The sequence below is a fragment of the Microcoleus sp. T3_B1 genome (assembly GCF_036700445.1).
In the GTDB taxonomy this organism is placed as follows: Bacteria; Cyanobacteriota; Cyanobacteriia; order Cyanobacteriales; family Microcoleaceae; genus Microcoleus.
This window is the reverse complement of sequence record NZ_JAUBOX010000023.1, coordinates 1-18,697: the sequence shown is the minus strand read 5'-3', so window position 1 is coordinate 18,697 and position 18,697 is coordinate 1. Positions and strand designations below refer to the sequence as shown.

General features: G+C 43.7%; 13 protein-coding genes. 1 reads left to right on the top strand and 12 read right to left on the bottom strand.

Annotated features, from left to right (window positions below; genetic code table 11):
- Nucleotides 1-228: 228 nt before the first annotated feature.
- Complete coding sequence (locus tag QT990_RS14715) at nt 229-483, bottom strand: hypothetical protein (RefSeq protein ID WP_333300426.1); 255 nt, start codon at nt 481-483, stop codon at nt 229-231.
- 55 nt (nt 484-538) lie between these two features.
- Between QT990_RS14715 and QT990_RS14710 the strand changes: the two genes are divergently transcribed.
- On the top strand, nt 539-3,124 hold the full coding sequence (locus tag QT990_RS14710) for a PAS domain S-box protein (protein WP_333465384.1): 2,586 nt from the start codon (nt 539-541) through the stop codon (nt 3,122-3,124).
- 93 nt (nt 3,125-3,217) lie between these two features.
- Here QT990_RS14710 and QT990_RS14705 read toward each other — a convergent pair whose 3' ends face one another.
- The 11 genes from QT990_RS14705 to QT990_RS14655 form a co-directional block, all read right to left on the bottom strand.
- Complete coding sequence (locus QT990_RS14705) at nt 3,218-3,679, bottom strand: VOC family protein (protein WP_333282697.1); 462 nt, start codon at nt 3,677-3,679, stop codon at nt 3,218-3,220.
- A 247-nt stretch (nt 3,680-3,926) separates the two neighbouring features.
- The gene (locus QT990_RS14700) at nt 3,927-4,061 is read right to left on the bottom strand and encodes a hypothetical protein (RefSeq protein ID WP_333465383.1); all 135 of its coding nucleotides are present in this window, start codon (nt 4,059-4,061) and stop codon (nt 3,927-3,929) included.
- Nucleotides 4,062-4,233: 172 nt separating this feature from the next.
- The gene (locus QT990_RS14695) at nt 4,234-4,719 is read right to left on the bottom strand and encodes a glutathione peroxidase (protein WP_333161383.1); all 486 of its coding nucleotides are present in this window, start codon (nt 4,717-4,719) and stop codon (nt 4,234-4,236) included.
- A 290-nt stretch (nt 4,720-5,009) separates the two neighbouring features.
- Complete coding sequence (locus QT990_RS14690; RefSeq protein ID WP_333465382.1) at nt 5,010-5,903, bottom strand: DUF2382 domain-containing protein; 894 nt, start codon at nt 5,901-5,903, stop codon at nt 5,010-5,012.
- Between the two features lie 220 nt (nt 5,904-6,123).
- Nucleotides 6,124-6,984 carry a DUF2382 domain-containing protein gene (locus QT990_RS14685; RefSeq protein ID WP_333143476.1) on the bottom strand — a complete coding sequence of 287 codons (861 nt, stop codon included), beginning with the start codon at nt 6,982-6,984 and terminating at the stop codon, nt 6,124-6,126.
- Nucleotides 6,985-7,591: 607 nt separating this feature from the next.
- Nucleotides 7,592-8,107: a DUF1499 domain-containing protein gene (locus tag QT990_RS14680; RefSeq protein ID WP_333465381.1), complete on the bottom strand. Its 516-nt coding sequence runs from the start codon at nt 8,105-8,107 to the stop codon at nt 7,592-7,594.
- Between the two features lie 68 nt (nt 8,108-8,175).
- On the bottom strand, nt 8,176-9,831 hold the full coding sequence (locus tag QT990_RS14675; RefSeq protein WP_333465380.1) for an adenylate/guanylate cyclase domain-containing protein: 1,656 nt from the start codon (nt 9,829-9,831) through the stop codon (nt 8,176-8,178).
- Nucleotides 9,806-12,376: a response regulator gene (locus QT990_RS14670; RefSeq protein WP_333300428.1), complete on the bottom strand. Its 2,571-nt coding sequence runs from the start codon at nt 12,374-12,376 to the stop codon at nt 9,806-9,808. The genes QT990_RS14675 and QT990_RS14670 overlap by 26 nt, the downstream gene beginning before the upstream one ends.
- Nucleotides 12,373-12,765, bottom strand: coding sequence for a response regulator (locus QT990_RS14665; protein WP_333143472.1), 393 nt, complete (start codon nt 12,763-12,765; stop codon nt 12,373-12,375). The genes QT990_RS14670 and QT990_RS14665 overlap by 4 nt, the downstream gene beginning before the upstream one ends.
- 352 nt (nt 12,766-13,117) lie before the next feature.
- The gene (locus QT990_RS14660; RefSeq protein WP_333143471.1) at nt 13,118-14,542 is read right to left on the bottom strand and encodes a response regulator; all 1,425 of its coding nucleotides are present in this window, start codon (nt 14,540-14,542) and stop codon (nt 13,118-13,120) included.
- Nucleotides 14,543-14,549: 7 nt separating this feature from the next.
- Nucleotides 14,550-18,494 (bottom strand): PAS domain S-box protein, encoded by a 3,945-nt coding sequence (locus QT990_RS14655; RefSeq protein ID WP_333465379.1) that lies wholly within the window; start codon nt 18,492-18,494, stop codon nt 14,550-14,552.
- Nucleotides 18,495-18,697: the final 203 nt, after the last annotated feature.

Below are 18,697 nucleotides of genomic sequence, written 5' to 3'. Positions count from 1 at the left end.
TTCAGGAATTCTCAAAAGTCTCTGGACGCAGAAACAGAATTCTGCTTTTTGCCTTCATACTGCTTCTACTGGCGAGATAGCACTGCTGCTGAAAGCAATGCACAATTTCTCAGAATCAAAGGAGTGCATCTACATGATTAAGCCTTGCAGTCAACCGCTCAAAATAAATCCTTTTACTTGTTATCGCGATCCGGCTACAGGCAGGTGGACTACTGTAGTTACAACTGTTCAGAACCCTTGCGAAACAGACTCTAGTTTAAAAGCAGAAGCCGAAGCCGAAAACGAAGGTAAAGCAGAAACGATCCTTTCTGCTTCGCCTGCTGTCTCGGTGTCGAAAAAAGTCCTTTCTTTCTCCTTGCCTCCGTTTAAACACCGTGCCAAAAAATCTGCTGTTAGTGTCAGCAGGTAGCTATCGCAGGGGTCTAATCTAGTTTCCACGGTTAGTCCCCCACGATCGCCCCATAAAAAAACAAACTTATCCATAGCCTAAACTGCCAAAAAGCGATATACTGGCAGCAAAGTTTCTCATTCAATATTCGTGAAGTATTTGCTCGATCGCTGCCTCCACTTTGTATGGACAGACCGACCAATTCGCCAGCGGGGAACAGTCATCATTGCTATTCCCTTGATTTTTCTGTTTGCTTCGCTGCTAGCAATTGCCGGCCTCCGGGATAGTGCCATACAGATAAGAAAGCGATCGGATACTAATAGGGCATTACTTCAGGAAACTAACCGCATGATCACCCTGGTGGTGGATGCGGAAACGAGCGTTAGGGGTTATGGGTTGACAAAGCGCCGCGAATTTCTATCACCCTACTTAGAAGCAAAGAAGAGTTTGCCTCCGCTGCTGGCTAAACTCAAGGTTTTGGTTCAAGAAAACAAACTGCAAGCTCAGCGATTTGAAGAAATTAAAAAAAGTACCGAACAGCATATAAATTTCTTGCAAAACACTTTGAATAAGCTCGACAGTTCGGTAATAAGGATGCAGTCGCCGGAAATAATTGAGGTGTTCACTCAAGGCAAATTGAGGAGGGAGAACCTGCGCGCAAAAATTAATGTGTTTGCTAATGCCGGCGAAGCCTACCAGAAAAGTCTAGATCGGCAATTAGGGGAGTTGGTCGATTTCATTAATTTTGTGCAAGTTGCGGGTTTACTTTCAGGCTGTTTGGGTGCAGGGGCTTCCTGGTATTTATTTGATAGTTTAGAGAAGGAATTGATGAAGCGGGAAGCTGGCTTGGAAGAAAGTAAAAGTCGCATTCAAGCTGTGGTAGACAATGCGGCTGACGGTATTATTACTTTGGATGCACAGGGAAATATTGAGTCTTTTAATAGGGCAGCAGAAAACATTTTTGGTCAGAAAGCCGATCGAATAAGGGGATCTAACCTGCGGCGGCTGATCGCTCAACCGCTGCCGCACAGCAGTGTGGGGGATTATTCGATCGAATATTTTGTGTTACATCCCGATACTACGCTGAAGACTTACCAGCAAGAAACAGTTGGAATGCGACACGACGGAACGAAGTTTCCGATGGAGTTGTCTGTCAGCGAAATGCGTCTGGCAAATCAACACTTGTTTATTGCGATTTGCCGCGATGCCAGAGGACGGAAACAAGCCGAGGAAACTCTGCGAAAGCAAGCGCAAATGCTGGATTTGGCCAACGATACGATCGCGGTACTAGACTTGAATGGGGCAATTTCTTATTGGAATTTGGGGGCAAAGTGGCTCTACGGGTGGCGGAAGTCGCAAGCAATGGGAAAAAATATTCACCAGCTTCTACAAACAGAATGGGCCCAACCTTTTGAGGTAATTCAAAAAGTATTTTTCGAGAAGGGTTCTTGGCAAGGAGAACTGGTGCGAACCAAGAAAGACGGCACCAAAATAACGGTGGCCAGCCGGTGGACTTTGCAGTACGACGATCAAGATCAACCGGTTGCTATTTTGGAAATCAGCAACGATATTAGCGATCGCAAACGCTCAGAAATTGCTTTAGCCCAAAGCGCGCAGCGGTTTCGCGCTACTTTTGAGCAGGCGGCAGTCGGCATGGTTCAAGCGACTGTGGAAGGCAAATTTCTGTTAGTCAATCAAAAACTTTGCGAAATTTTGGGCTACAGCCGGCAAGAATTGGTGGAGAAAAGATTTCAGGATATTACTTGGCCTGCAGATTTGGCAAGCGAACTGGAACTTTTGCGCCAATTGTTAGCAGGAGAAATTGAAAATTTCTCTCTGGAAAAGCGCTACATCCGCAAAGACGGAGAGTTGGTGTGGGCAAACTTGACGGTTTCGCTGCTGCGAGAACAAAATGGCACTCAATTTCTGATGAGTGTGGTAGAAGATATTAGGGAACGCAAACAAGCTGAGGAATCGCTGCAGTTGCGCGCTCAAGAATTGAGGTTGACGGCGCAAAATCTGGCTCAAACGACGAATGTTTTGAAAAAGCGGAATCAAGAATTAGACCAGTTTGCTTATGTAGTTTCTCACGATTTGAAAGCGCCGCTCAGGGCGATCGCAAATCTCAGCAGTTGGATAGAAGAAGACCTCAGCGAGTCAATGACAGAGGATACTCTGCACCAAATGAACCTGCTACGCGGCAGAGTTCACAGGATGGAAGCTTTGATTGAGGGACTGCTGCAATATTCCCGCGTCGGACGCATTGAAGTGCCTTCAGAAATGGTAAAAGTTGAGAAGTTATTAGCAGAAATTATTGATTCGTTGGCGCCGCCGTCGGGATTTGAGGTGAAAGTTGAACCGGGAATGCCAAATTTTGTGACAGAAAGATTGCTGTTGCAGCAGGTTTTTTCTAATTTAATTAGCAACGCAATTAAGCACAACCGAGCTGAATCTGGTCATGTAAAAATCTCGGTTAAAGAGTTAGATGATTTTTACGAGTTTTCTGTAGAGGATGACGGGCCGGGGATTGCTCCTCAATATCACGATAAAGTTTTTGTGATTTTTCAGACCTTGGAAGCTCGCGATAAAGTTGAAAATACTGGGATTGGTTTGTCGCTGGTGAAAAAAATTGTGGAAGGTCAAGGGGGCAGTATTTCCCTAGAATCTGCTGAAGGTGAGGGAGCAACTTTTCGGTTTACTTGGCCGAAGCAACCTATTAGCCAAGACGGAAAATAAAACAACTCTCCAGGTAGGATGTTTACGGATCACCGCGCTCAAAAGAGTAAATGTAGGGTGCACACGGACTACGGAGAACCCGATAGCGAGTGTTTAAACGGCATCACAACGGATTTCGATGATAAATCCATCAGGATCGTAAAAGTAAATGCCGCGTCCTGTAGCGCGAGTGACGGGGCCGCTATCGATCGCAATTTGATTTGACTTTAGCACTTCCAGAGCGCGATCGAACAAATTCGGATCAATATCGAAGGCTAAGTGGTTGGCGCGGGTAAAAGCTTTCTCCGGGTCTGGGTTTGGCGGTTCCAAGTCTGGCTGCCAAAATAAGTCAATAACAGTGCCGTCTGGGGTAACGAAATTAGCGACTTTACCAGCGGCTACCATTTCTGTTAAAGTTGCGGGAATTTCTGCACCTGTTAGTTCGTGCAGACCGAGAATTGTACCGTAGAAGTGGCGGGAAGCTGTCATATCGCGCACGTTTAAAGCGATATGGTGAACGCGGCGCAAATTCCCAGGCGCGAGGGCAATTTTGACGTTGTTTTCGGTAGTTTGCATGATTGTCAATTGCGAATGTTCAAATTGAAAGCAGTTTGATTTATTCAGATGGTGTCCTGTAAAATAAGCATTTTAAGTTGGTCGTGAAAACTTTTATTAGCGTCGTGCGATCGCACATAATATCAAGTATTCAGGACTTACGCATCGGGGTCTAGAAACCGGGTTTTTTACCGAATCTGCGGTCTACAACGGGTTTTATCGTAAAAAAACCCGGTTTCTCAACAATCGTGCGTAAGTCCTAGTACGGTTATTTTTCTTTAGGGAACGATGCCATGCCTACAAATAGCATCGCCAGACCACCTGCCAGAATTGCGAAGGCAAGTACACCTACAACTAAATCTAATCCCGATGTATTTTCCATTAAATTAAACAGTTCTCCCATTAAATCCTATCATCGGTATTTCTTAATTGCTGAGTGCTTGCAAACAATGGGGAAGAGAAAAAAATAAGCTTTCAACTTATTATAAAAAAAGCCAATTAATTTCTTCCCTCTTCCCTAAACCTCCATCCGTTAAATCCGTTAAATCCTGTAAACTGCTTAGTTGCCGAACTTTTTATTTGGCCAATTCTCGATCGATAGCAGCGATTAGTTCGGGTGAATCGGGACCAACACTGCTGCGGAATCTGGCAACCACTTCACCCTGTTTGCTAACTAAGAATTTCTCAAAATTCCAGGAAACCTCACCCTTGGGTTCGACTGCACTCGTAAGCTTAGCGTATAGCGGGTGCTGCTGAGTGCCTTTAGCGCGTACTTTGTCAAATAATTCAAAGGTGACGCCGTATTTTGTAGTACAGAAATTGACGATTTCTGGATTACTTCCGGGTTCTTGACCTCCGAAGTCGTTGCAGGGAAATCCTAAAACACGGAGTCCAGCCGCGCTGTACTTCTGGCTTAATTCTTCGAGTCCTTTGTATTGAGGTGTATAGCCACATTTGGAAGCTACATTAACTATCAAGAGTACCTGGCCAGCGTACTCTCCTAGTTGCTTGTCTTCGCCTGCGATCGTTTTTACTTTAATGTCGGAGATTGTGCTGGGCATTTTCAAATACTTTTAAATTTGACCACCACAATTTTACCGCAAGTCGGTACAATTTTGTCTAGAGGTCGATCGCTAAAAATTTCAATATCCCGGTAGGGGCAGGTTTACGCATCTCCGGCTTATATTATAGATATTGGTGAACCCGCCTCTACCAAAAATACGGTTAATTTACCGAACCCGATCTTAGTAGATGGCGGTGAACTTTCTCCCCAGCACGACTCGCCACAGTCCGTTCTTAGATTTAAGTTTCTCGCTAATAGCTAAAATCTACAGGGAAAAGGACGAATATTTTAACTCTCTGAGTTGTGTTCCGTCATCCATTTTTGGTAAGTATCCTCAAGTTGCTTGTCTTCCAGAACGAGTTCTAGGCGGACTTTCACGCAACCGTGACGGGGTTGAGAGGCGATCGAATTTAAGATTTTGCTAGCTTTCTGCACAGAGGTAAATTCCGCCTTAACTGTCGGTTCTTGGCGATCTGTCTTAATCTCCGTCAAATCTATACCGGTGATGTTTCCCTGGCCTAAATCTATTTCTGCCAACACCTTCGGATCGTCGCCGACTTGTTCGACAATCAGCTTTTCCCACTGGATGGGTACTTGTACCATCCGAGTTTCAATTTCTTTACGCACTATGACTTCGCCGACTTTCCGCTTGCTGCGATTGATCACCAATCGTTCTTCTAGCAGGCGAATTACTTCTTGATCGACAATATCGAAGTTTTCCTCATCCTGATCTGTCTCCAAATCTGCATTTGTGAGATCGGCATCTGTTAGATTTGACATAACTGTTGAGGGATTTGTTGACTCACTGTTGCTAAATTCACTATCCGGTTCAGAGGCATTGTCTAAATACGGATGCCCGCCATTTGCCGAAACTACCGGGAGCAGATCGACTTGCTCCGAATTAATAGTTACAAACAGCGCTTTTTGGTGATAATCGACTTTTTTGAGCAGCTTAACACTTAATAAAAAAATGCGGGGATTGTCGCTACCTAGCCCGCCCACCACAAAGTTTAACTGACCGTTAGCATCAAAATAGACATCTTTAACTTTGCCTACTAAGTGACCTTGGTTGTCTTTTACGGTAAAACTTTTTAGCTTAGTTCTGACTTTTTCAGGCACCCGGTTGAGACGGGTTATTGATTTGGCAGTTGCTATCTTTTCTGCTGATGCTTGACCGTTCATTTTTTAAACTTTCCTGCTTAGGGATTTTTATTATGAATTGGTAAGGGGAAATTGGTAAAGGCGGGGAAAGTGCATAAACCTTGCCAAAACTAGACAAGTTTTGTACCCCCCCGCCCCTCACATAGGAATTGCGCGATCGCTACCAATTCAATCAAACCTGCGCGGTGACAGAATTATGTCATTAAGGCGCAATTCCTATGCAATACCTGTTGCGGTTGGTTTAGATCTTTGGATTTTTATTATCTACAACCGCAGTTCCATCAGTCTTAACGTCTAATTCTTCACGACGCAAGGTTTCTTCGCCCTCAACCGTGCTGCGAACAACTTCTTTTCTGACGTTGACTTCTTCGCGGACGAAAGCTTCCTTGTGAATGTCGGCCGTTTCTTCGTAGACTTCCATGCGTGCAACTTCCCCTGATTGGAAGTCAGCCTCACCGACTGAAACTACTCGACCCGCTTCTACCGGGGTTACTCGATCGATTACAACTCGTTCTTTTTCAATGGGTACTGAAGCTCGCGCTGTTTCAGTTTCCACGCGCTTGCCAACTGCTACTTCGCCTGTTTTTGCGCGGTGTTTGTTGGCAATCAAGCGTTCTTCATAAAGCTTGAGATTTTGGTGCTGCTGTTCGTTGGTTTCGTAGAGGGGGCGGTCGATATCGTAGCTGTAGCTGCCGCGATCGTAGCTAGCAGGAGTGGCAGTGCTTGCAGCGGCAGTTCCTTGATTGCGGTAGACGCCTCTTACCTGTTCTTCGCGATCGTAATCTACTGCTTCTAAATCATTGTAAGCCGGCAATTGTTCTGCTTGAGCTTTGCTGCGAAGGCCTGTTGCGTAGACCCGATGGGCTCCGTAGTCGAAGCGAGCCGAACCGATTGGCAACAATACTTTTTTGCCAAAAATCCAAATACCGGTGTCAATTACCAGATAGCGGAAACGGCCAGTGTCATCAACCAAAGCGTCATAAACGGTGCCTACTTTTTCATCAGAGTCGCCAGCGTAAACATCAAATCCCTTGATGTCGTCTCCCGCAAAGATTTCTTCCTGATAATTCGGATAAAATTCTGCTAATTTTTGAAGGGCCATGTGTTTTTTCCTCTTTGCTCTACTTAAATTAATAGTAGAAATTAATTCGTTCAGTTCCCTCTCCCTAAAGTCAGAAGTGTATAATTTAGGTGGTTTAATACTATAGGAATACTACGGCATCTCTTCTTCTGTGCTAGCGCGCTCAGCTATTTTAAAGATTGTAAAACTATACAATCGTCAATCTTATAACAAGTATTAAAACTCAAAGCCAACCGTAGGGACACGGCATTGCTGTGTCCTACTCCCCCTGCTGGATACTCCTTTTCCTTTGCGGTGTGCCTACTGTTAATAATTGTTAAGTAGGTGGTAAAAAATCAACATTACATAGTAATACCCAAATATCAAAGCCCCTCATCTTGCAGGAGAGGGCAGAGCTGTTTTATTCTCAGGGAAATCATCGTTTTGTAGGGGTAGCGCCCCCGTGCCTACCCCCTCCACGGATGAAGGGAAATCATCGTTTTGTAGGGGTAGCGCCCCCGTGCCTACCCCCTCCACGGATGAGGGAATCCGTGTTTCAAATATCGGGGCAACCACGGGGGGTTTGCCCCTACGGATAATCAAACCGCCCTGCAGGAGAGGGGCTTGCGGAAAGCTAGAAATTTTCAGTTCAGAGTTGATTGAATTGAGTTCTGATAGCTTCTATCCGTTTGCGGTTAACTCCCAAATCCGACTCTCCCAGACGCGAAGCCGATCGCACATGGATCACTTTCGCCCCATCATCTACCAAAAATTCAACGTCATCAACAAACCCCATCAAAGCACTGGTGAACTCCGCATAGAGGTAATTATCAGTTGCCGTGATAATTTTAGTTTTTCCATAGGAGTCGATCGCCCCTTTGAGCTTTGCCATCGCTTCACTCTGGGACGAAGTGTATGCCAAAGGCTCAATTTTGTGTTCGGCATCTTGACTGAAGCTGCTGACGCAGTTGGGGGAACTCGGACACGCTGCGAGTTTTCCTGACACAATCCCGATATTGGCAGGTCTGGTTCCAGCAAACATGGTTTTTTCTCCGGGTATAGCGATAAAAGTAGCGATCGACAGTATCGCGACTGCTAGCAGTGATATTAAAATAACCAGGACTCTTTTCAATGCTGTCGGCGATTTTGTTTCAACTGTTTGCAAAGGATTAGCCCTCCAGAAAGTGCAAATTAAATCTAATTTTAATATTAATTGAAATTGACCTCGAAAAATCACAAAGATTTACTTTTTTCTTCAATTAACCAGTAAGTCAGCATTCTTCCTTTACCTTTAATGGGGATATAGCCTCGTTCTTCCAAAACAAACTGCTCTTTCAAACGCTCGTAAGTTGCCAGGGTCACTTGAATTTTACCAGGCAATCCATTCGACTCCATCCGCGAAGCAACATTAACAGTATCCCCCCACAAATCATAGCTAAATTTGCTAATACCAATAATTCCCGCCACCACCGAACCGCTGTGAATTCCGATCCGCAATTGAAAACTTTCTCCCATTTTGGCATTAAACCTCCTCAAAGCGGCCTGCATCTCCAAAGCTAAAAGTGCGATCGCCTCCGAGTGATCCTCCTGCGGCGTCGGCAAACCCCCAACCACCATGTAAGCATCCCCAATAGTCTTAATCTTTTCCAACCCGTGCAACTCAGACAACCTATCAAACTCCGAGAAAATCCCGTTCAAAATTTCCACTAACTGCGTCGGAGTTTTGTGAGCCGAAAACTCTGTAAAACCCACCAAATCAGCAAACAATACGCTCACATCATCAAAATGATCTGCTATCAACTTTCGCTCTTTTTGCAAGCGATCTGCAATAGGTTTCGGTAAAATATTCAGCAGCAATTTCTCTGTTTGTCCTTGCTGCACTTTCAGCGCAGCTTCAGCTTGTTTTCGCTGAATCAACGAACCAAGCTGCGTAGCAACGGCGCTCACTAATTCCAACAAGCGCGGCTGACATTTCAGGACTTTTTCGCGATAAAAAATCAAAATAGCTAACACTTGATTGTCCGCCACAATTGGCACCCCAAAAGCCGCTTTCAATCCCACATTCCGCGCAATTTCCGCTCGTAAAAAAACTTGTTCCGGTGCAGTAGAAACATCCTCGATCCATTCAGACTGCTGCGACTGCCAAATCCTACCAGGGAGTCCCACACCGGGAGCAAAAGTCAACTGCCAACTTGTTTGTCGGAATTGGGCAAAACTCAAGTCACTGACGTACCTGCCTGTAGCGCAATTTAAAAAGCCCTCACTGCAAGGAATCCAAGCTTCGCCCAGATTCCATTCAATAGTTTGGCAAATTAAACCTAAAATCACATCTATAGCCGACTCAAAATCCTCAGATTTGCTAATAGCTTGAGTCGCCTGCAGCAGCAATCTCGTTTCCATTTCAACCTGGCGGCGTTCTGCGATTTCCTGGTGTAACTGGACATTTTGAGCGGTCAATTTTTGATTTTTTTCTTGCAATTGGATTTGCAATGAACGCACAGTAAGTTGATTGCTCACTCGCGCCAATACTTCTTTCACCTGAAAAGGCTTTGTGATATAATCTGCTCCGCCCACTTCAAAAGCTTTTGCTTTATTTATTCCTTCTTCTAGGGCGCTGAGAAAAATGATGGGGATTTCCCTAAATTGCGATGCTTTTAATTTTTTACATAGTTCGTAGCCGTCAATATCCGGCATCATAATATCGAGTAAAATTAAATCGGGTGCGCTAGATTGAATAGCATCTAACGCCGCAAAACCATTAGTAACAGGTCGAACTTTATAGCCAGTTTTTTGCAAAATTCTAATCAACAAACGCAGATTATCTGGCGTATCGTCAACTACTAAAATATCGGCTTGATAGTTTTCAGTTTGTTCCGCCTTCATCTGCATGATCTGATTCCTCCGCCTCGGCAATTAAATTGAGAATTTTCTGGTAATCAAAATTATCGAGATGACCCTGGAGAATTTCCGCCAATTCAGGATGAGGCTCCCTTATTTCGTCGATTGTCCTGACAATTAAGTCAAAATCAGCACTGCGGATTACCTGCTTCATGTTGTCTATCCATTCTGCAGGAAGTCTAGGTAAATAAGCAAGCGCAGCATTAGGGAGCGAGTCCGATAAATTATTTCGATCGCCTATTGAGATCAAGTCCGTTGAGTTAGAGTAGACATACTTCACCCCCAAATGTTTGGTGAGGGTATCAAATATATCTGTTTTGCGGAAAGGTTTGCTAATAAAATCGTCGCAGCCGACCAATAAAGCAAACGCTTGCCTTCCTTCAATTGTACTAGCTGTCAAAGCAATAATCTTTGGAATCGGGGAGTCGGGATGGGAAATATTCATTTCGCCCTTTCCTTGCTGCTCTTGCTCTCTCTGCTTGATTCTGGCCTTAATTTGTTTAGTAGCTTCGTAGCCGTCCATCACTGGCATTCGCACATCCATCAAAATTAAGTGCGGATGCCAATTTTCCCACATTTCTATGGCTTCCTGGCCGTTGGTGGCTTGTTCAACCCCGAAACCTAAAGGAGAAAGCATTTTGACTAAAAGTTGGCGGTTGTCTTCGCGATCGTCCACAATTAAAATCCGGTAGCACGGTTGATTGGGTTCCAACCCAGTAACTTCGCGCTTAAGTTGCGGATCAGGAATATCGGCAGCATAAACCGCACCGACAGGAATTTCAAATTTAAAAGTCGTGCCGAGTTCCAGTTGACTTTCTACGACAATTTCTCCTCCCATCAGGCGGACAAATTGACGGCTGAGCTTCAATCCTAAACCCGTGCCTTTCTGAATTTTTTGACCGGAAGCGGTTTGCACAAAAGCCTTAAAAATATCGCCCAATTCTTCGGGAGCAATGCCAACTCCTGTATCTTCAATTTCAAAGAGAAGGAAAAAATCCGGCACTGTTGAATCATCAGCCTCATCGCTCCATTCAACCTGTACAAACTCACTGCTAGTTCTCGAAAAATCCCGAATAGTTCTTGTGGTATCAAAGCAAGCTGTGGGACTCTCCAATAAATCCAGAAATCCCGATCTTTCTAACTTTATAACTCTTAAGATGATGTCGCCTGTTTGCGTAAACTTAATCGCATTACTCAGAAGATTAATCAGCACTTGGCGCAGTTTAATATCATCGGTACGCACGTACTGAGGAACGTCAGCATCGCGCTGGAAATGCAACTGCAATTCTTCATTATGTACCCGCAGTTGAAACATATCTTGCAAATCGTCAAGCAAGCGGTAGAGGTCGAAATTTTTCGGGTTGAGTGTCATCCGCCCCGCTTCGATTTTTGACAAATCTAAGACTTCATTGATCAAGGTGAGCAAGTGTTCGCCACTACGGCGAATAATTCTCATATTTTCTCGGTTTTCGACAGTAAGATCCGGGCTGGGTTCCATGATTTGTGCAAAGCCGAGTATAGAATTGAGAGGGGTGCGTAACTCGTGGCTCATATTGGCAATAAACGTGCTTTTAGCTTTGTTTGCTGCTTCAGCAGCTAAGGCGGCTTGTTGCAGTTGTTCTGTGCGTTCGTCAATTTGGGCTTCTAAGGTGTGGTGGTAATCTGCTAGTATTTTTTCGGCTTGTTTGCGATCGCTAATATCTTGAAAAGCTGCGATCGCATAAACAATATTTCCGCTAGCGTCAAAAATCGGCGTGGTATTGATCTCGATCGCAATTCTTTTGCCATCTTGACGGATTTCTACATCGTCAACCTTAACAGATTCTCCTTTGAGAGCCCGCAAAATTGGCAGATTATCCGGCGGGTAAAGCTCATCAGTATTGGCAACATAAAGTTGATAAGTGGCAGCTAATTGTTCCGCAGTGCTTTCCGGGATAGTGTCTGCACCCAGCAAATCCCGCGCTGCCTGGTTGAAATAGGCGATCGAGCCATCGGGATGATAAACAGATACCCCCACTGGCAAAGCTTCTAAAAATTGACTCAGGCGGCTTTCACTCGCCGACAGGGCCTCATTTACTAGCTTTAACTCCTCGTTTACTTCTTGGCGCTTATGAATTTCATCTGTTAACTTTTGATCTTGCAAATAACTGTGAACTGCTTCTACAACCGTTAATTTTAAGTCTTCATTTTGCCAAGGTTTAGGAATATAACGGTACAATTTCGCATACTTAATAGCATTACTAAGGGCTTCCAAATCTGCTTGCCCAGTTAGCATAATAGTCAGCGTCTCCGGCGAGCTTTCGTGAATTCTTCTGAGCAGTTCATCCCCTTTAATATCCGGCATGATATAATCGGAAAGCACCAAAGCAATCTCGTATTCATCTGCCTGCAAATCTGCCAGCAACTCTAAAGCATCAGCCCCCCCTTCAGCGGTTTCAATTATACACCGATCGCCGATCGCCTTTTTCAGTTCAATCTTTAAACTGTTCAAAACGTCAGGTTCATCATCAATACAAACAATCACAGGTTTTTTCATAACTTAGCCAGCCCAGATTTTATAGTCTCTATTAAGTCTTTGCTTTGCCAGGGTTTGTACAAACAACAGTATAAATCTGCTTCTTCTACTGCCCGCTGAACTGCCGCTGCATCCGCTTGACCCGTCAACATCACCTTAATAATTTTAGGATATTTTTGGTGAACTTTAATTAAAAGTTCGTCACCTTTAATTCCCGGCATCAGCCAATCAGAAACAACCACAATCACCTGAGCTTCTTCTTGAAACTCCTCAAGTAGATCTAAAGCTTCATCACCACTTTCAGCTAATTCATAAAAGTAATCATTCTTAAATTCATTTTTTAGCTGGATCTTGAGAGTATTCAAGATATCTGGTTCATCATCAACGCAAAGAATTATAGGCTTATTCATCTTTTGCTCTCTGCTTAAATTTTAGTAGGTTTACCGACATGACTTGCTTTTACGTTATAGATTTCGGGCAAAGATGCAGGATATCTGTCCCCTATCTTATTTTAATAGGACTTCCGAAGATAAACCCGGTTTCTCCTAATAAATCTTGTATTTGTCAACGAGACAGCAACGAGTGTCAATCGATTTTAGATTTTAGATTTTAGATTAAAGAATTGAAGCATTGACCCCACGGATAAATTCGGGCGTTTGTTTATCGGATACAGGTTTTTTATTTCTGGACGGATGAATCCGGGGGCTTGCATCCTGGATGCTTTCCGTCAGAGGGAATCAGCCTCCTGCAGGTAAGTTTTGTTTAATAAATTGGCAGCGAGACTGTAAAAGTTGTCTGCCCCGGTACAGAATCTACAGCAATTGTGCCTTCGTGTTTTTCCACAATTTTTCTCACAATATCCAATCCCAAACCGCTACCTTCGCCCGCCGATTTAGTCGTAAAAAATGGCTGAAAAATTTTGGGAATAACTTCTGAGGGAATACCTTTACCGTTATCAGTAAACTTGAGTAAAATATTTGCTTCTTGCTGCCGAGTTTCAATCGTCAAAATACCTTTATAATCCATTGCTTGCAGGGCATTATGAACGAGATTCGTCCAAACTTGATTTAAGTCATCGGGATAGCACATAATTTGGGGTAAATCTCCATAATTTTTAACTACTTCTATACCGTGTTTCAGTTGATTTTGATAAAGAGTTAACACCGTTTCAATGCCATCGTGCAAGTTCGCCTGGACTTTTTCTGGTTGGCTATCAAAATGAGCGTAAGTTTTTAATGCAAATACAACTTTCCCAGACTTCGCTGTCGCTCTTTGGATCAGGCTAATACTTTTTTTAAAGCTCGCAAACTGGTAGGCACTATTTAAAACTACTTCGCAATCCGGCGATTTAAAAAGCGGCAAGAACTCTTTGATGTTTTCGTAGATTTCCATGTCAACTAAAGTATCCGCAATTTCATCAGATTTTTCAACCGATTCTGCCATCAAATCCCCCCTCAACTGCTGCTTAAATTTCCGCTTCTCTCTGCTTGTGAATAAAACTTCTTGATGGGTGGCTCTGTACAGTAAAGCTAAAAAATAAGCTTTGCTTTCCTCAGAAAGTTCTTGATAAATTTGAAGAAATTTTTCTAAAAACTCGTCGGAAAAATTAGATATATTATTAACAGAAGAACCTATAATGCCCAGGGGGGTATTGATTTCGTGGGCAATGCCGGCAATCAGTTGTCCCAGGGCTGCCATTTTTTCCGATTGGATCAAATGCTCTTGGGTGGCTTGCAGTTGGTGGATGGCCGTTGCTAAATCTTGATTTTTTTCTTGCAAAGTTTGTTGCAGTGAACAAATTTTTAAATGAGTTTCTATCCGGGCTAAAACTTCTTCAACCTGAAACGGTTTAGTAATAAAGTCAACTCCGCCAACTCCAAAAGCTTTAACTTTATCCAGCACGTCATTGATCGCACTAATAAAAATAACAGGAATGTCTTTTGTAATTTCAGAAGCTTTGAGTTGCTGGCAAACTTGATAGCCGTCCATTTCCGGCATCATAATATCCAGCAGCACTAGATCCGGGGGTATTTTTTGAGCCGCAGACAATGCTAGCTTGCCATTGGGTACCGGGCGAACTTGATAGCCTTTTTCGCTCAAAATTCCTGCCAGCAGCCGCAGGTTTTCTGGCGTATCGTCCACTACTAAAATATTAGCTCGATTGGTTTTAGGGGAAGTTGAAGTCATCGGGTATTTACTGTTTGTCGCTGAGTTCGATTATGTTCAAAATTCTGTCATATTCAAAATTATTAATGCAATCTTGAAGCTTGCCCGCAAGAGAGGGATTGACAGTGCCGATTTGTGCGATCGAAGTGGCGATCGCCTCCATGTCCACACTCAAAATACTTTGCTTGAATAGGGCCATCCAGTCTGGAGAAAGAGAAGCGAAAGCCTGCGGTGTCAGCACCTCCTGACTTGACTCCTCTACACCTCCGGCACTTACTGCGGTTGGATCTTCATAAATATAGCGTACTCCTAAATGTTTTCCCATTGCCACAAAGATATCCTCCTCGCGGAACGGTTTCCGCATAAAATCATCGCAACCCGCCGAAAGAATCACCGCCCGTTCTTCCTCCAAAACGCTAGCAGTTAGGGCCACAATCGCCGTTGCTTGCCCGCCAGTTGTAGTTTTAATCTGTTTCGTTGCCTCATAGCCGTCCATCACAGGCATTCTCATGTCCATCCAAATCAGATGCGGTTCCCACTCCATAAAAATATCAACCGCTTCTTTACCGTTATTCGCTTCTCTCAACTCAAATCCGAGTGGACTGAGAAGTTTTACCAACAGTTGGCGGTTCAAAGGTTTGTCGTCCACAATTAGCAAGCGATAACTCGGCTGATTCGGTTCGAGGGCAACAACTCGGCGTTGAGTTTTTTTGCTTTCAATATCACTAGCTTCAACCAGATGAACTTGAATGTCAAACTGAAATACTGCACCCTTTCCGATCTCGCTGCTAACAGTAATTTCACCTCCCATTAATTGCACGAACTGGCGGCTAATAGCTAAACCTAAACCCGTTCCTTCCTGAGAATCTTTACCTGTTTTCGTCTGCACGAATGCTTCAAACAACTGATGGATTTCCTCAGCAGCAATGCCTGCACCAGTATCTTGAACTTCAAAATGCAGCCAGTAGCGGCCCGGCAATTGGTCAGTGCTGTTTTTATGTATATTCCGTTTTCCTCCTTTGACTTGCATCGACACTCCCCCTTCTGAAGTAAATTTAATTGCATTATTGAGCAAATTAATTAAAACTTGGCGCAATTTAACTTCATCAGTACAAATGTAATGGGGAACTTCTGCGTCTCTGTCGAAGATTAATTGCAAACCTTTTTGCTCAGCTTTGAGAGCAAACATATCTTCTAAATCGTCTATGACTTGGTACAAATCGAAGCTTTTTTCATTAATCGTCGTGCGTCCTGCTTCGATTTTTGACAAGTCTAAAACTTGGTTAATTAAAGCCAGTAAATGTTCCCCACTCCGCAGGATAATTGCAACATCTTCTTGATTTTCCTGAGACAACGTTTTACTGCGGATCATGACTTGAGCAAAGCCGATGACCGCGTTCAGGGGCGATCGTAATTCGTGGCTCATATTGGCGAGAAAGGTACTCTTCGCTTTGTTTGCCGCTTCGGCCGCTTCTTTCGCCTGCTGCAGTTTGATTTCCGCTTGTTTGTTATCAGTAATATCTTTAATAAAACCTTCGTAGTAAAGTAGATTTCCTGCTTCATCGCAGGCAGCGCGACAATTTTCCGAAATCCAGATTATACTGCCATCTTTGCGGGAAATTTCCGATTCAAAGTTTGATAGTATCCCGTACTCGTTCATCAGCGCTGCAAATTCTTCGCGACGGTTGGGTTTCACGTAAAGCTGGTTATGGAAATTCGGCTGTGCTGCTATTAATTCTGCAGGCGAGTCGTAACCGTAGATGTTAGCTAAAGCGGGGTTAGCGCTGATATATTTCCCGTCAATAGCAGTTTGAAAAATTCCATTCAAAGCATTTTCATAAATGTTGCGGTACTTTTCTTCTGCTTCCCGGAGGGCAGTTTCTGCTTTTTGGCGCTCGGTAATATCGCTAGAAATCGACAAGAAACAAGCTTCTCCGTCAATATCGATGGTTTCTATCGACAGCAGTGCCGTTCTTTCTGTACCACTTTTATTGCGAAACCTCAGCTCATAGTTGTGAAGAGCCGTCTTATTCTTTAACATTTGAATCATGCGATCGCGCTCTCCCAAACTCGCCCAGAAATTGAGTTCAACCGCTGTTTTTCCAATAATTTCTTCGTGACTGTAACCCATCATTCGACAAAAGCTCTCATTGGCTTCTATGTGGCGACCATCGCTAATTCTAGTCAGGGTAATCGCATTAGGACTTAAACGAAAAGCTTTAGAAAACTTTTCTTTTGCCTTGGCAAGATCGGCGGTACGTTCTGCAACTTGCACTGCTAAATTGTCGTTGTATTCCTTTAATACTTTCTCCGCTAGTTTGCGTTCTGTAATATCTTGAAAAGCGCACATCGCGTAGATAATATTTCCTTGAGCGTCATAAATAGGAGTTCCCCAAACTTGCAGGGGAACAGTTTTGTCAGTCGAGGAGATTTCAATATCATCAACAGTTACACTTTTACCCTGCAAAGCATTTAAAATTGGGTCGCGTTCCGCCGGATAAATTTCCTGAGTACCCGCTAAATAAACTCGGTAGGATTGACGTAAACTTTCGGAATTTGTTGGTACAATTCCTTGAGATAAAAGTTGCTCTCCGGTAGGATTAATGTAGTAAGGTTGACCGTTGGGATCTGCAATAAAAATCCCTAGCGGTACTGCATTGAAAAATTGTTTTACTCGGTTTTCGCTTTCCGAGAGAGAAGTAAATGAATGCTGCAATTGCTCGGCCATGCTGTTAAAAGCAGTGGCAAGTTCTCCGAGTTCATCTTCGCGATTCAGAGTGAGTTTTGTATCCCATTCATTCCGGGCCAAAGCTTTCGCCGCCGCATTCAATCTTAAAATCGGCTGAACAACCCATTTAGCAGTAAGAATCCCCAGGATTGTCGCCCCCATCAATGCTGCAAGCGACAGTAAAAAAGTCGTGCGCGTGTTGAGGTTAATTTGCTCCATAAAGTCAGACTCTGGTACAACTACTACAATCAGCCAATCCAACCCTCGATCGTCTTTAAAAGGAGCTACCTGAATAAAATTTCGCTGGCCATCAACATCAAAAGTAAGTTGTTGAGAATTATTAATTTTAGCTAAGCTATCGTAGGATTTCTCTAAATGTTGTGCAGTTTGGCGAATTACCGGATTCTCGCTTTCTGAAGCTTTAATGCGTCTGGTTTCTTTACCTTCCACCACGAATTCTGGACTCGAGGTTGAAGTAGCAATTAACATCCCCGATCGCTCCATCACAAAAGTTTGCCCCGACTTGCCAATTTTGAGGCTAACCAGAAATTCTTTGATTCGGGAAAAGAGCAAATCGCTACCAGCTACTCCTAACAATTTGCCAGCGTCGTCGTAGATAGGCAAAGCAGCAGTAATTGCCAGTTCCCTCGTCAAAAAATCCGTATAAATTGGAGTCCAAATAGGTTTTTTGCTCGCAGCGGCAGCTATGTACCAAGGGCGAGTTCGCGGGTCGTAAATATTGGGTGAAATTTGCACTAATTGAACGCGGTTTCCCTGAGAGTCCGCAGTATATCGAGCTAACTTATTGCCAGTAGAGCTGTCAGCCGCCGATATCAAAATCCCATTTTTAGTGCGGATTGCTCCAGAGTGTTCTCCATTTTCTTTGCCTGTGTAAATGATGCTGATAGAATCAAAATATTGAATTTGTTCGAGAAAATGATGTTCGAGTTTTTGCTTTTCTTCTAGGCTCAAATGCCCCAATTTTATGCCTTGAACGTTCAGGTGATTGACAATGTGGGGAATTGACATATAATTTTCCATGCGGTCTTTGATGCGATCGCTAATTTCTTCTCGCAACTGAGCGGCAACATCGTTGACTGCCCGCTGACCGTTTTGGAAAGATAGCCAACCTACAACTCCAACCGTGCCGACAATTTGCACTAAAAAAGGAACCACGAGCACCGTTTGTAATGGAACTTTGCCGATAATTTTTGTAACCAAACGATTGAGGGGTTTAGGAAACATATTCGTCCTAAAAGTAATTTAAATTGGTAGTTGAAATTAGTAGATTTTATAATCTTAGAGGGAGAGACCAGCGAGTCATATCAAATCCGGTTAATCATATCACTTCCGGTTGCACTCATACATGATTGTTGACTGTTGACTGTTGACTGTTGACTGTTGACTGTTGACTGTTGACTGTTGACTGTTGACTGTTGACTGTTGAC

Coding starts and splice junctions, on each gene's coding strand:
- QT990_RS14715 (WP_333300426.1), bottom strand. CDS start 483: ATGGATAAGTTTGTTTTTTTATGGGGCGATCGTGGGGGACTAACCGTG.
- QT990_RS14705 (WP_333282697.1), bottom strand. CDS start 3,679: ATGCAAACTACCGAAAACAACGTCAAAATTGCCCTCGCGCCTGGGAAT.
- QT990_RS14700 (WP_333465383.1), bottom strand. CDS start 4,061: ATGGGAGAACTGTTTAATTTAATGGAAAATACATCGGGATTAGATTTA.
- QT990_RS14695 (WP_333161383.1), bottom strand. CDS start 4,719: ATGCCCAGCACAATCTCCGACATTAAAGTAAAAACGATCGCAGGCGAA.
- QT990_RS14690 (WP_333465382.1), bottom strand. CDS start 5,903: ATGAACGGTCAAGCATCAGCAGAAAAGATAGCAACTGCCAAATCAATA.
- QT990_RS14685 (WP_333143476.1), bottom strand. CDS start 6,984: ATGGCCCTTCAAAAATTAGCAGAATTTTATCCGAATTATCAGGAAGAA.
- QT990_RS14675 (WP_333465380.1), bottom strand. CDS start 9,831: ATGCAGATGAAGGCGGAACAAACTGAAAACTATCAAGCCGATATTTTA.
- QT990_RS14670 (WP_333300428.1), bottom strand. CDS start 12,376: ATGAAAAAACCTGTGATTGTTTGTATTGATGATGAACCTGACGTTTTG.
- QT990_RS14665 (WP_333143472.1), bottom strand. CDS start 12,765: ATGAATAAGCCTATAATTCTTTGCGTTGATGATGAACCAGATATCTTG.
- QT990_RS14660 (WP_333143471.1), bottom strand. CDS start 14,542: ATGACTTCAACTTCCCCTAAAACCAATCGAGCTAATATTTTAGTAGTG.
- QT990_RS14655 (WP_333465379.1), bottom strand. CDS start 18,494: ATGTTTCCTAAACCCCTCAATCGTTTGGTTACAAAAATTATCGGCAAA.